Origin of the sequence: Caballeronia mineralivorans PML1(12), from assembly GCF_001028175.1 — a bacterium.
Taxonomy (GTDB): Bacteria; Pseudomonadota; Gammaproteobacteria; order Burkholderiales; family Burkholderiaceae; genus Caballeronia; species Caballeronia mineralivorans.
Genome location: NZ_AEJF01000085.1, coordinates 32,126 through 46,438, shown reverse-complemented (window position 1 = coordinate 46,438; position 14,313 = coordinate 32,126). Strand labels below are relative to the sequence as shown.

Here is a 14,313-nt window from a genome sequence, read left to right as displayed (position 1 = left end):
GTCGCCTATTGTTGAATCGTCTGATTAATGTGCGGCGTCGGGCGCTGCCGAACGCGATGCCTGACTCCTTTACGGCAAAGCGGTGACGGAATGTAGGGGTGGGATAACCCTCGGGTAGGAAACGTAGTGGTTGTTTTTAACGCGTGAGGGTCGCGTTATTTGTCAGATGATAAGGCTGTGTGATCGCTCGCAACCGACATGTTCGGTTGCTCTGTATGAAGGAGCAACCGAACAGCAAGTCGTGTTACAGGCCGGCGCTCAGCTCATAGAATCAAAAACTGCTGCGGATACCGACGCGGCCGACCGCCTGTTTCTGATTGCCCGAAGGATTGAAGCCTGCGATCTGAGCAACCTGTGCATCGCCGGCTGCTTTCTGGAACACGCCCAGCACATATACCGATGTCCGCTTCGAAAGCGCATATTCAGCCGTCAGGTTGAACTGGTTGTATTTAGGCTGGCCGCCAGTCGCGTGATCGCGACCGGTGGTGTACGTGTAACCCGCGCCGATCGTAACCGCCGGTGTCGGATTGAAAAGACCCGACAACTCGTAGTTCTGGAACGTTGCGTCGTGTCCCGCGCTGCCTTGCTGGAAAATCGTATTCGTGAAATCCGCGAGCAAGCGCAGCGACGCGAGCACCTGATACGAAGCCCCAACTCCCAGCACCTTCTGCGCACGCGCGGCGGCCAGGAAGTCGCCATAGACCGCGTTGGTAAAGCCAGGATAGTTCTGGTAACCCTGCGTAGATACACCCGGATCGTTGATGCGCAGGTAACCGACGCCGGCGCTGACCGGCCCCGCTGCATATGTGGCGCCCGCGCTGAAAGTCGAGTTGTTAGAGAACTGTCCTGCGATACCGCCTAGCGAATAGAGTCCGCCGAAGGTGAACCCGGCAATCGTCGGGCTACGATATTTGATAGCGTTCGAGATGGGGAAACCATTGTCGGTGTTATCCATATCGTTCGGATGAGCGAAATAATAACCGCCGATATTGCCGTTAAGCGTATAAGGTTCGACGAAATCCACGACGGAGTCCCACTGGCGACCGAGCGTCACGGTGCCTGCTTGCTCGCTCTGAATCCCCACATACGCGTTGCGTGAAAACGCGAGACCGCCGCCAAGGCGTCCCGAGTTCAGGTCGAAGCCGCTTTCGAGGCGAAAGATGGACGACAGGCCGCCGCCCAGATCCTCGGAACCACGCACGCCCCAGCGGCTGCCTGCCGTTACGCCGGACGCAAGTTGATACAGATGATTACCTTGCACGTTGCTGACGATATCGACGCCGTCTTCCACAATCCCGTAGAGCGTGACAGCGCTCTGTGCCTGCGCTATGGAGGCGGTTGCCATGATCGGAATAATCGCTACAATTTTTTTCAACATATAAAATTCCGGTTCAGAGGGTTCGGGGATGGCTTGGTTTTTTTGAAGGAATACACTTAGTAGAACAAATGTAAAAAATCGAGTATTGGGTGCGTCAAATTCTTGTCCGTTCGATACTTGAAGCGTGACGTTCTACGCCATGGAAATCTTATTTCGGATAACTATTTATAGATGGAGAGGAATATTCAGAATTTCCGCTCAACACTCCAAGTCAAGCGATCAAACGTGTTATCGAGGCGGCTGGGGTAGGGGTACGGAGGGCAGCACCGTAGCGGCGTGTTCAGTACGCGCCGTTGCGACCCACAAGCCGCCCGGCGTCATGAACATGCCCGCGACTGTTCGCGTTTTCAGCCGGGATAACCGTGGAGCAAGGTCGCCGCCGCACGGAAGTCCGGAGTCAGCGGCCGGTCGCGGTCGAGAAACGCGACCTTGCCGCGCAGCGCGGTATAAAGACCCGCCGTGGCCGGCGACAACGTGAAGTCCGGTTGCTGCTGTTTGCGCAAATCGATAGCCTGGCCCGCATGAATCAGCTCGATACCCAGCAGCGTGAAGCTGTTGTCGATCTGCTGCTGCACGCGCTCCACCACGCGCGGCGCATTGGTGGCAATGTCTTCGATGTCGCCGGCTACAGGGAAGTAGTCCATGGATACCGGCATTGCCAGTTCCTTGTTCTCCATTGCCAGCGCGACCGGCGGTTTTTCCATCGCGCCAAACGCGTGTACGGTTTGATCGGTGCCGAGAAAACGCGACAAGCCGGTCAGGTGAGGGTCGTTGAGCTTGATGATACGTTGGGCCGACGCCAACGAGTTGTGCGCCAGGACAAGACCCGTCTCTTCGAACGACAACACCCATGGCAGCGGCTCGAAATTCGCGCTGGGCAGGACCGCACCGGTCACGCCGTTGACCTTCACGTAACCACGCGCTTCCTGCGCCCGCGTCGAACGTGGCGTGACACCTACGGCGACGCCGGGGTTGTCGTCGGATGAGTTGAGCTGGACGGTGAGCAACGCGCGCGTCTCGGTGTATACGCGGTCTTCTTCGCCCAGCAGATAGACACCCGAGCGGAAACTCAACGGATCCTGCAACGCGCGTTTGTCGTCATGGTTCCAGATGCTGCTGCCGGCCAGCAGCGTGCGAAGCTGGTTGCCCGCCTGAACCGTGTAAGGGAACGGACGCAGTCCGAGCGTGTCCTGGAGGAGCGGCGATACGTTGCCGTTAAACGCTTGCAGGCTCAACGCGTAGACCAGCTTCGACACCTTGAGCAGGCGGCCCATGTCGTTCAGCGCCAGCGCGGCCATGCCCGCCGAATATGCATTCGAGCTGAGGATTGCGAGTGCGTCCTTGCCGTAGGGCTTGATCGGCGTAATGCCTGCCGCGCCAAGCGCTTCAGCCGCGGTGATCTTGCGGCCCTGATAGTAGACATCGCCTTCACCGAGCATCGCCAGACCGACGTGGCTGAGGATCGTGATATCGGCTTCACCCAGCGAACCACCGGACGGCATGGCAGGCGTTACACCGCGATTCAGGAACTGCACGTACGTGTCCACTATGCTGGTCTGCACGCCCGCGCCGCCATCGAGCATCGCGTTCAAGCGCGCGGCCATCGCGGCACGCGCGGTGCGCACGTCCATGTCGGGTCCCACACTGCCCGAATGCGCGTGGATCAGGCCGACGTTGAAGCGCCCGGACGCGTCGATGATCTCCTGCGTGAGTTTGCCCTGCGCATCGACCATCTTGCGATCTTTGTTCAACCCGACACCGACTGTCAGCCCATAGATCTGCTGCCCGTCCTGAGCGGCTGCCAGCAGCACCGTATGCGCGTCTTCTACGCGCTTCATTGCAACCGGCGCAATACGAACAGCCTCGCCATCGGCAATACTCGCGATGATTTCAGGCGTCGCGGAACGACCGTCGAGCACGACATCGGCGAATGACAGAGAGGCATGAAGCAATGCGGCTGCGATGAGCGCGCATCGGATGGGTCGTAACATGGTTCGGTTTCCTTTCTTGTTTAATGTTGTGCTTGCCGGGGTAGGCAGACGATGGAAATCAACGCGACGATGCTTGCAGCCATGACGTACCAGGCGGGCGCAAATGCGTTACCCGTGCTCTCGGTCAGCCATGTGAGGATTGCGGGAGCGAAGCCGCCGAAAACGGTGACGGCTGCGTTATAGGAAAGCGACATGCCGGTAGAGCGCACGCGGGTCGGAAAGAGCTCGGAGAGTGCCGAAGGCGCCACGCCTGTGAAGATCGCGACCATCACGCAGAACACGATCTGGACCACGATCAGCACAGAAAGCGTGTGCGCCGCCTGCAACCATGCAAGCATCGGGTAGACGCCGATCAACATGAGACCGGCGCCCCATGCAGCAACCGTACGCCGGCCGAAACGGTCGGAGAGTGAACCGGCATAGACGCAGGCCATCGCCATGAAGCAGTTGCCGATCAACGCCGCGAGGAACGCTTGCTGCCCGGTGAAATGCAGCGTCCGCTGCACGTAGATGGGCATGAAGATGACGAGCACGTATACGCAGACGGCCCACAACACGGAGAAGCCAAAGCCGGTCGCAAGCGCCTTCGGATAGTCGCGAACGACTTGCAGAAGCGGTGTTTTGCCCGCCTGATGCGCGCGATGTTGACGGTCCATCTCCGCTTCGAACTGAGGCGTTTCGTGGAGCGTTTTACGCAGCCATAAACCAACCGGCGCAATGGCAAGCCCGAGAATGAACGGCACGCGCCAGCCCCATTCTCCGATCTGTTCGCGCGTCAGGAGCAGCGTGACGGCCGTGGCAACCAGCGCCCCGAGAATGTTCGAGATCGCCATGCTTGCCTGCAACCACGACGCATATTTGCCCTTCTTGTTCGGCGGCGCGTGTTCGATCAGGAACGCCGCTGCACCGCCTACTTCGCCGCCGGCTGAGAACCCTTGCAGCATGCGTCCGCAGACAATCAGCAAGGGCGCGCCGAAGCCGATCGCCGTATAAGGCGGTGCGAACGCGATGATCGCGGTGCCCAGCGCCATGACGAGGATGGTGACGGTCAACGCCGCCTTGCGGCCCGCGCGGTCTGCATAGACGCCCAACACGAGCGCACCCAGCGGGCGCACGACAAATCCCAGGCCGAATGCAAGGAACGCCTGCAACAACTCGGCGCCCGCATCGCCGCGACTAAAAAAGTTCTGCGCGATATACACCGCAAAAAACGCGTAGACCGAAAAGTCGTACCACTCAAGCGCATTGCCGATAGACGCGGCTAGCACCGCGCGGCGCCCCGTCTTCAGCGTGTTCGGCGTTGGCGGGACCTCGGCGGCAGCGTTCGTTACCGCGACGTGGCTCGTATTGGACATGGAATCAGATCCGGATGTAGGGCAGGGATTTGCGTTCGGCTTCATCGAGTGCTTCGGGGTAGCCTGCATCGGCGTAACGCATGACGCCCATCGAGGTATCGTTGGTCATCGAAAGCTGCAAGCGTTCGTCGGCTTCCACCGTTCCGTCCGCAACAACGGTCACGCCCGCACTCGTCATGTAGCCGCTGTAACCGCCGCCGCCGGAGTGGATGGCAACGAGATCGGCCATCGACGAGCAGTTGACCATCGCGTTCAGCAAAGGCCAGTCGGCGATAGCGTCCGAGCCATCGCGCATGTTCTCGGTCATGATGTTCGGGTGTGCCATCGCGCCTGCGTCGAGATGATCGCGTGTGAAAGCGACGGGCCCGCTAAGCAGACCTTCGCGCACCATTCGGTTCACCGCGAGCGCGAGCTCTGTTCGTTCGCCGTGACCGAGCCACGCGATGCGCGCCGGCAAACCTTCGAACGGAACGTATTGACGCGCGAGCTTGATCCAGTTGACGACGATCGCGTTGTTCGCGAAATGTTCGAGCAGGTAGTCGTCGATCTTGCGGATATCGTCGGCATCGTTCGATAAAGCGATCCAGCGGAACGGTCCGATCGCGCGGCAAAACAAGGGCCGCAGGAAGGCTTCGGTGAAGATCGGAATCTCGAACGCGCGCTCGACGCCGCCTTCCTTCGCATGCGTGCGAATCAGATTGCCGTTGTCGAAGACGATTGCACCGCGGTCCTTGAAGCCGAGCATCGCACTCACGTGTTGCACGATCGACGCACGGCTTGCGTTCATGAGCGCGGGGATATCGGTGGTACGTAGTGCACGAACCTGATCGAGCGTGTGTCCGACCGGCACGTAACCGTAGACGAGATCGTGGGCAGCGGTCTGATCAGTGACGATGTCCGGCACCACGCCGCGCGCAAGAATCTCAGGATACATTTCGGCGGCATTGCCGAGCAGACCGACCGACAAAGGCTCGCGTTTTTCCTGCGCATCGCGGATCATCTCAAGCGCTTCATCAAGATCGTGTGCCTGCTTTTCAAGGAAGCCGATCTTCATCCGCTTGTCGATGCGTTCCTGATCGACCTCAATCGTTAATATCGCCGCTCCTGCCATGCGGCCCGCGAGCGGCTGCGCGCCGCCCATGCCACCCAGGCCCGCTGTCAGGATGAAACGGCCGCGCAAGTCGTTATCGAAGTGCCTTTCAGCGATGCGCGAAAAGATCTCGTATGTGCCTTGAATCACGCCTTGCGAACCGATGTATTGCCAGTCGCCCGCAGTGAGTCCGCCCCAGCAGATCAGGTTCTTCTGTTCGAGATCGTAGAAGTTCTCCGCCTTCGCCCACTGGCCGATCATGTTGCAATTCGCCATGATCACAAGCGGCGCGCGCGAGTGCGTGCGTAACAAACCGATAGGCTTGCCCGACTGCACGACGAGCGTTTGATCTTCGGCCATCGTCTTGAGCGCATGCACGATGGCATCGTGCGAAGGCCAGTCGCGCGCGGCGCGTCCGAGCGCTGCATAGACGATCAATTGAGCCGGGTCTTCACCCACGGCCAGTACGTTTTCCAGCAGGCGCAGAAGGGCTTCCTGCCGCCAGCCTTTGCATCGAAGCGTGGTCCCGGACGTGACGTTGAATTCGCGTTTCATATCTGCAATTTCCTTAAACGGCGAGTGCGTAGCCGGACAAACCAATGCCAAGCGCTTTCTCGACTGGCGGATAAACCGCCGGGTCGCGCACCGAGGACGACAACGGCAAATGTGCCTTGTGGACATGCAGCACAAGAATCTCCAGGCCTTCCACGAGCTGACCCGCGCTGATCGGCCGGCCTTCGGTATCCAGCGTGGTGATCACGTCGGGGTAACTCGCGATGCGCACGCCGTGGGCATCGTCCACGGCCATGTGTTCGTTCATCACGTGGATCAGGCAGCGTTGTGGACCAGTGCCGATTTCGACCACACCTACATCGAAGGCTTCATCGGTGTACTTCAGTGTGTTGCGCACGACCTTGCCGCTGCCGATGATCGTGCCTTGGGTCGCCTTGCAGATCGCATCGATTACCGCGCGTGGGCCTTTCGACTCCGCCGCGATGATCGCTTCGCCAAGTGCCAATGCGCGGCTGATGCCGCCTAGCGCCGCGTGCTCGCGGACATAACTGGCGCGCACCGGATTGCGGCAACTGGCGATGAATCCGCCGGACATGTCGGAGGCCTTGCGGAGCACCGGCGACACCTTCGCCGTCGCGCCGCGCACCACGAGTTCGATATAAGCGTTCTGCGCGCGGTTGCCGCCCGCGGCGGCCTGGATCATCGGCTGCGGGCTGGAGGCGAGGCCGAGCGAGCCCATGTCGCCGGTCGGATGGGCGCGGATATCGCCGACTGCGTCCACGACCTTCGTGCCCAGCAGCGCGGACGGCAGCCAGCCGTTGAGCGTGCTCGACATGCCGTTCTGGCCGATGATCAGGCCGTGGATCGGCGCGCCCAGCGCATCCTGAACAAGCTGCACGGCTTTCACGTAATCCGCGCCGAGCATTTCCCATTCGGTGAGGCCGCCCGGAGCGCCGATAGCCGCAGCGGTGGCGATCCACGCGTCGTCGGGCACCTCATCCATCGATACCAGCTCGGGGCGTCCAATGGTCACCGCCAGCGTGCCAAGTTCACGGCCGTGCGCGGCCCATCCGCCGCCGCCGCAGGCGAACACCGAGCCGCCTTTCACGGCCGCTTCAACGTCCTTCAAGTTCAGGATGCGTCCCATGTCTTTCCCCTTTTTTCGTTAAGAAGCGCTCGATCTTGCGCACGCTCATGGCCGGCTTATCGCTGTCGTAAGGCAGCGGACAAGCCCGGGTGAACCGTGTAGCGATCGAATGGGGGTGAGTCTAGGGAGCCAATTTTTTAACGCGTTATTGCTTTTTTATGGCGGGGACATAACGCGATGTTATAGGGAGGGTTTACGCGCATGACCTGAAAGCGGCGCGATTCAGAGCTCGTTGCGCATCGCTTCGAGCGTGGCGATGAACGCCTGCGCTGTCCGCGACAACGGCTCCAGCACGGCGTGAATGACGCTCACCGGCGCGGCGATAACCGGCTCGACCGGCCGCACGACGATGTTCGACCACGCCGGCCCGCCGATCGTCAATTCATCGATCAGCGCAATGCCCACGCCGGCCTGGACCAGCGCGCAGGCCACGTGAGCCTGCTGCACTTCGGTCTTGATGCGCAGCGGGCAGTCGGCGTCGAGGAACATCTTGCGCACGAGTTGCCCGAACGGAATGTCGGTGCCGTAACCGATAAACGGCTGATCGACGAGATCGCGCACATGCAGCGTCTCCAGGCTGGCGAGCGGATGACCGACCGGCAGCGCGGCCACGATGCGGTTCTCGTGAATCGGCCGGATCTGCACGTTGGGATGCGTCTCCTCCATGAACGCGACACCCAGGTCGACCTGCTGCGTCAGCACGGCCTGGAGCAGGATGCTTGGCAACAGCGTGTGCAGGATGATGCGGACATCGGGGAAACGCTCGTAGAACAGCGCGATCGCGCGGGGGATCAGCGACTGCCCGAGGTTCGGGCTGCACGCAATCCGCAGATGGCCCATGCGGTTTTCGATCAGGTCGTCGGCCACCTCGTTCACGCGCTGCACGCCCTGATAGACCACATTTACTTCGGTAAACAGGCGGCGTGCTTCAGGCGTTGGGTACAGCCGGCCCTTGATGCGCTCGAATAGCGAGAGCCCAAGCCGTTGTTCCGTATAGGAAATCAGCCTCGACACCGCCGGCTGCGAGACGTGCAGCAGTTTGGCCGCGCCGCTGATGGACCCCGTCAGCATGATGGCGCGGAACACTTCGATTTGCCGCAGATTGAGTCGCAAACGATTAACCCGATGTTATGTGGACAGGATAAATAAGCATAAGACATTTTGGGATGCCGCTGCCTACACTTGCGCCGGACTCGGGTGATATCGAAGCAATACGGAAGCAATATCGAAGCGGGAGACGGAGGAAAGATGAGTGATTTCGATCTGGTGGTTCGCGGCAATATCGTCGATGCGGACCATGTCGTCATGGACGGCTGGCTGGCGGTGCGCGACGGCCGAGTGGCAATGCGGGGTGCGGGCTACATGCCGGCAGCGAAACAAAGCGTCGATGCACGTGGCCAATGGGTGATGCCCGGCATGATCGACGGGCAAGTGCATTCGGGCAGTCAGGCGAATCAGGAAGGCCTCGGCCATGCATCGCGCGCCGCGGCTGCGGGCGGTGTGACCGTGATGGTGGACATGCCTTACGACGACCCCGAACCGGTGGCATCGCGTGCGCAACTCGATGCGAAGATTGCCGAAGTCGAGCGCGACTGCCATGTGGACGTCGCGCTGTTCGGCACGCTCAACGACAAACACGGGCTGCAGGCAGCGGCCGGATTGATCGATGGCGGTGTCTGCGCCTTCAAGTTCTCGACCTTCGAAGCGACCCCGGGCCGTTTCCCTCGCGTGGAAGAGGACGACCTGTACGAAGCGTTCCGGCTCATCGCGCCATCGGGTCTCGTGTGCGGCGTGCACAACCAGATGCAGGACCTGACGCGCAAGAACGTCAGCCGCATGATCGAAGCCGGCGACACCGGTTGGGATGCTTTTATGCGAGCGCATACGCCGCTGATCGAGAATCTGGCGACGGCGCTGATCTATGAGATCGGCGCCGAGACGGGCGCACGAGCGCATGCGGTGCATGTGTCCACATCGCGTGGTTTCGAGCTGTGCAGCATGTACCGGAATGCGGGGCATCAGGCCAGCATCGAGACCTGCGTGCAGTATCTGATGCTCAACCACGAAGAGCATACGAAGCGGTTCGGCACGAAGACCAAGCACTATCCGCCGATCCGCCCGAAGGCCGAGACTGAACTGCTGTGGAGCCATATCGCGAATGACGCATGTACGTTTGTCTCCTCCGATCACGTGAGTTGGGGGCTTGAGCGAAAGGGCAATCCGAACGTGTTCAAGAATTCATCGGGGGGGCCGGGGCTGGAGACGTTGCTGCCGGCGTTCTGGACCGGATGCGAAAACCACGGAATCTCCCCGACGATGGTCGTCAAGCAACTCAGCCGTAATCCTGCTCGCCACTTCCTGCTGCACGATCGCAAGGGCAGTTTCGATGTGGGCGTGGATGCCGACTTCGTGATTATGACGCCCGAGCGTTACGCCTTCGATCCATCGCACAGTCTGTCAGCGGTGCAGTGGAGTTCGTTCGAAGGCATGGAATTCACCGTGCGCGTGGCGGCGACTTACTGCCGCGGAAAACAAGTCTTCGACGGTGCGCGCATCGTCAATCAGAAAGGCGATGGACGTTTCCTGCGTCCCGCTTCTTTTAACCGCGCTGGTAACTTGCCGGCGGACTTATGAACCACAACGCTGCCATGCCCAACATTGCCTTCCCACCGATCAACGCCGACCGCCTGAACGCTCGCGTCGAACGGCTCAGCCAGTTCACGCGTCCCGATGTGCCATGGACTCGCCGGGCGTTTTCACCGCTGTTCGAGGAAGCGCGCGCGTGGTTGCGCAGCGAGTTTGCCGGGGCGGGCTTGAGCGTGTCGCAGGATGCGGGTGGGAATCTGATCGGCCGACGCGAAGGCTCGGGGCGTTCGAGCAAACCGATCATCACCGGCTCGCATTGCGATACGGTTGTGGGCGGTGGCCGCTTCGATGGAATCATCGGCGTCCTTGCAGGGATCGAAGTTGCGCAGACGCTGGACGAGCAGTGCATCGCGTTGGATCACCCGTTCGAAGTGATCGACTTTCTCTCCGAAGAACCGAGCGATTACGGTATTTCATGCGTTGGCAGCCGGGCATTTTCAGGCGTGCTCGACGCGGGCATGCTGGCGTCGAAGAACGCTGAGGGGGAGACGTTGCGGGAGGCGCTGCGTCGTATCGGTGGCGATCCCGATGCGCTGACTCAGGCGCTGCGCGGGCCGGGTAGCACGGCGGCGTTCGTGGAGCTGCATATCGAACAGGGGCCGGTGCTCGAGACGAAGCGCCTGCCTATTGGCGTGGTGACGAACATCGTCGGCATCCGGCGGGTGTTGATTACCGTCACGGGTCAGCCCGATCATGCCGGCACCACGCCGATGGACATTCGCCGCGACGCGCTCGTCGGCGCGGCACGGGTGATCGACCGGGCGTATCGCATGGCATCGGCGATGAATGGCGATCCGCACTACGTGGTCGCGACCATCGGCCGTCTTGCGATGACGCCGAATGTCCCGAACGCGGTGCCGGGACACGTCGAACTGATGCTGGAAGTACGCAGTGACAGCGACGCCGTGCTCGATCAGTTTCCTGAAGAACTCATGGCCGGTGTGGCCGGCGATCTGGTGGCGTTGCGGCTGACCGCTTTGGCAGCCCATGTGAGCCGCGCCAAGCCGACACAATGCCAGCCGTTGGTGATGGACGCGGTGGAACGCTCGGCCGCCAGCTTGGGTTACGCCAGCATGCGTTTGCCGAGCGGCGCGGGACACGACGGTGTTTATGTCGCATCGACGGGGCCGATCGGGATGATCTTCATTCCCTGTTTGAATGGTCGGAGCCACTGTCCTGAAGAATGGATCGAACCGCAGCAACTGGTCGACGGCACGCGCGTGCTGTATCAGGCCATTCGTGAACTGGACGCGGTGCTGGGGAGTGCGTCGGGACGATAGGTGGGGAGCGATCATTACGATACGGAGCCGTGGACGCTCGAGCCCGCTAAAGGCGCTCTCGCTTCGAACGCTTCCGATGCGCCAAGGCGATGGCTCCCCAATACTCTGGCGGAGCCATTCGCATATCGGAAGACGGTCTTTAAGGATGCTGTCGCCTACGCTTTTAGACCGGGGACATAGCATGGCGTCCAACAACTTCGCCGGTAAAGTCTTACCGGTTTCTTATCCGGTTTCACCCCTCTAAAAAACGTCTTCGGCATCGCTCGCCGACGCTCAAGTCCGAATCCCTTCGTGCCGATAAACAAGCATGGCGAGCAGCCGGTGATTTAAACAGCCGCTGCAAAGGCATTGCGAGTAATCCAGCGACGCCTCCCTGTGCGACAAACTGTTGCGATTTTGCCGACAACCCCCCGCAACGGGTCATCCAGGCATACAGTTAAAGTGTTTTATCAAGTTTGGGTTGCGGTGCGGGAGGTTTGTCATGAGGCGCAGGACAGCTAGGCAACTTGTTACCCAACTCGCGGATTTAAGGCATTTGGCGCGGTGCAGCGCACTGAGGGCGTCGGCGACTAGCAGGACGATAGGTCAAAGCCCGAGTGAAGAAGCAGGGCAGACCGCGGACAGTGTCAAGCCCGTGCGAGACGGAGTCGAGCAAGAGTCGTTTGCCGGAGCAGAACATGAAATCCACGCATGAATATTCGCTACGTACGCAGGTCGACAAATGGCTGGCCCCCGGCCTCTCGACACCTGTTCGTGTTACTGAGTTCAGTCGCACGCGCTTAGGCCGAAGGCGGTATGTGTGTGTCGAAACCTCGTTGCCGCTTGGGTCTCGCGCTTTGCTTTTCTTTCGCCACGATGACGGCTGCTGGTGCGTGTTCCCGCCCGCATCCGACCGGCCGAAGATGGCTTTGGGGAGTTTCCTGGAACATTGAAGGGCGCGTTGAATCTAACGTAGGTAGCGGTGATAGTTCGGCATGCTTATCTCGTGTACCGTTGTTACGAGAATCGCTGGCCACCCGGTGAAGGCGGCTAACAAACAGGAAAGGAGGGTTATGCAGGATACGAACGCCACTTCATACGCCACACGCCTTAACTAGCGGAAGCGGATAAGCCCCATGTCGCCGCGCGCGAAATGCGCGTTCGAACTCGATGCTGTCGACTTCCCTTGAAATCAAAAGTCCAACATTGAGAGAATTATCATGTACATCGGGCTGCTTGTCTCACAGGTTCGGCAGGTTCGGGAAGTCCACTTCCATCCAGACGAAGCGTTGTCGACGGATGTCGCGCCCCCGCATCGATTTGCGTTCTGGCAAAGGATTAAACGCCTGTTCGCATGAGGGCCGTGTATGAAGCGCCGCAGCGATTTTGCAAAGCCGTTTCGACCTGACGGAAGAATCGCATTCGCTGCGGCGTTAAGTCTGCTTAAGAAAACTTGAAGATTGAAACTTAAAGATTGAAGCTCAACGCAGACGCTTAAGACGCAGTCAGAGAATCGCCGGACACATGCACACGCTGGCCTGCCTGGAGTCCCGGATCCGTCTGGTAACTGAAGTTCCTGTAACTACCGTCTTCCATCCGCACTTGCACGTCGTAGGTCGTCGCCTTGTGCACCGCGTGCTCCACCGTGTTGCCCGCCAAGCCGCCGCCAAGCGCACCGACTATGGTTGCAGCCGTCCGTCCCCGCCCATTGCCAATCTGAGTGCCCGCCAGCCCGCCAATCACAGCACCTCCAAGCGCGCCGAGGCCCGTGGTAGGTTCTGCTGTCTTGACCGTGTTCACGGAAACGACCTGGCCGGCATACGGGTCTACAGCGGGAGCAGCGGTGTATGCCGGTCCAGCAGGCGCACGGCCGGTTTCATTCGATGCAGTGTTTTGTCCCGCCGGGTTCACGTGATGACGATGCGTCACGGGGCGAGTCGGCGCTGCGCTCGGCGCCTGGGGCTGCACACTCGGCTTCAGCCCGTTTAGAGAATCACCGGGTTGCGTATCGAGCAGTGCGGGAGGAGTCACTGCAGCAGGAACCGCCTTCGATGTCGGGAGAATCCCGGTCATGGCAGCGACTCCGACGCCGCTGACCAAAATGACCGCTACCGCGGCTGCTGCAATCAACGGGTGGATGCGGCTACGGGGTGACTCTGACAGATTAGGATTGGCGCTCACGGCAATCTCCAAGGTGGATGTGTGCGTATATAACGCGCCTGCCGGATTGCACGTTTACCGTCAGCTTGTGAGATGTGTAAGCAATTGTGGGAGCCTGCGCTCGCTACCGGTGTCCGTGATGACGATGACTATCGTTACCGCCGAAGTGTGCGCCCCCGGCCGTCATTTTCATCATCTCAGGACCACGGCTGATGGTGGGGACGTCGACAAACTGCGCGACTGCGAAGTGCCAAGACAACAGGACCCACATCAGCACGCAGAGTTCGAGAACGACGCTGGTTGCGGCAAACCTGGAAGGCTATCGCCGCAGTGAAGTCGCCGCCCCAGCGTGAGTGGCGCCATGTTCTCTCGCACGATGCTACGAGCGTTCAATCATCGTCGTCATGGCGCCGATGATGCTCCCAGTCGCGATGATCCCAGCCATCGCCTCTATACCCGTATCCGTAGCCGTACCTATAACTACCTGGCGGCGGACCATAGACTACAGGTGGCGCTTGATAGATAACCTGTGGCGGCGCCTGATAATAGACGGGCGGTGGCGGCGGATAATAGACCGGCGGCGGTGCCACATAGACAGGTCCGGGGACGCCGAGATAAACCCCTATGCTTGCGTGCGCCGAAGCAGCACTGGATGCACACGCAGCCGCAATGGCTACGACGAGCAACGATACTTCGCGTTTCATGATTCACTTCCAGGTTGGACCGCCAGCCCTATGCAGCGCTTCGTGCTCTGGCAAGGAAATGGTAGCCGCC

At 60.4% G+C, this 14,313-nt stretch carries 11 protein-coding genes; 3 read left to right on the top strand and 8 right to left on the bottom strand.

What is annotated here, in order from left to right; all coding sequences use genetic code 11:
- Positions 1-271 precede the first annotated feature (271 nt).
- The 6 genes from EOS_RS12815 to EOS_RS12790 all read right to left on the bottom strand — a co-directional run bounded on the left by EOS_RS12815 (position 272) and on the right by EOS_RS12790 (position 8,587).
- The gene (locus EOS_RS12815) at positions 272-1,378 is read right to left on the bottom strand and encodes a porin (protein ID WP_047847016.1); all 1,107 of its coding nucleotides are present in this window, start codon (positions 1,376-1,378) and stop codon (positions 272-274) included.
- A 347-nt stretch (positions 1,379-1,725) separates the two neighbouring features.
- Positions 1,726-3,369 (bottom strand): HAL/PAL/TAL family ammonia-lyase, encoded by a 1,644-nt coding sequence (locus EOS_RS12810; RefSeq protein WP_047847015.1) that lies wholly within the window; start codon positions 3,367-3,369, stop codon positions 1,726-1,728.
- Between the two features lie 20 nt (positions 3,370-3,389).
- The gene (locus tag EOS_RS12805; RefSeq protein WP_082163329.1) at positions 3,390-4,724 is read right to left on the bottom strand and encodes an MFS transporter; all 1,335 of its coding nucleotides are present in this window, start codon (positions 4,722-4,724) and stop codon (positions 3,390-3,392) included.
- A gap of 4 nt (positions 4,725-4,728) precedes the next feature.
- Complete coding sequence (locus EOS_RS12800) at positions 4,729-6,369, bottom strand: urocanate hydratase (protein WP_047847014.1); 1,641 nt, start codon at positions 6,367-6,369, stop codon at positions 4,729-4,731.
- A 13-nt stretch (positions 6,370-6,382) separates the two neighbouring features.
- Positions 6,383-7,474 (bottom strand): DUF917 domain-containing protein, encoded by a 1,092-nt coding sequence (locus EOS_RS12795; protein WP_047847013.1) that lies wholly within the window; start codon positions 7,472-7,474, stop codon positions 6,383-6,385.
- Between the two features lie 222 nt (positions 7,475-7,696).
- Complete coding sequence (locus tag EOS_RS12790; RefSeq protein WP_047847012.1) at positions 7,697-8,587, bottom strand: LysR family transcriptional regulator; 891 nt, start codon at positions 8,585-8,587, stop codon at positions 7,697-7,699.
- A 135-nt stretch (positions 8,588-8,722) separates the two neighbouring features.
- Between EOS_RS12790 and EOS_RS12785 the strand changes: the two genes are divergently transcribed.
- The 3 genes from EOS_RS12785 to EOS_RS48030 all read left to right on the top strand — a co-directional run bounded on the left by EOS_RS12785 (position 8,723) and on the right by EOS_RS48030 (position 12,332).
- Positions 8,723-10,108, top strand: coding sequence for a dihydroorotase (locus tag EOS_RS12785; protein WP_047847011.1), 1,386 nt, complete (start codon positions 8,723-8,725; stop codon positions 10,106-10,108).
- A gap of 14 nt (positions 10,109-10,122) precedes the next feature.
- The gene (locus EOS_RS12780; RefSeq protein WP_047847108.1) at positions 10,123-11,400 is read left to right on the top strand and encodes a Zn-dependent hydrolase; all 1,278 of its coding nucleotides are present in this window, start codon (positions 10,123-10,125) and stop codon (positions 11,398-11,400) included.
- A gap of 677 nt (positions 11,401-12,077) precedes the next feature.
- A complete protein-coding gene (locus EOS_RS48030) occupies positions 12,078-12,332 on the top strand; it encodes a hypothetical protein (RefSeq protein ID WP_075645323.1) in 255 nt (84 codons plus the stop codon).
- A gap of 541 nt (positions 12,333-12,873) precedes the next feature.
- On the opposite strand, the gene EOS_RS12775 is transcribed toward EOS_RS48030, so the two are convergent.
- The gene (locus tag EOS_RS12775; protein WP_047847010.1) at positions 12,874-13,560 is read right to left on the bottom strand and encodes an outer membrane lipoprotein; all 687 of its coding nucleotides are present in this window, start codon (positions 13,558-13,560) and stop codon (positions 12,874-12,876) included.
- Positions 13,561-13,928: 368 nt separating this feature from the next.
- A complete protein-coding gene (locus tag EOS_RS12770; RefSeq protein WP_047847009.1) occupies positions 13,929-14,243 on the bottom strand; it encodes a hypothetical protein in 315 nt (104 codons plus the stop codon).
- Between the last annotated feature and the right edge of the window lie 70 nt (positions 14,244-14,313).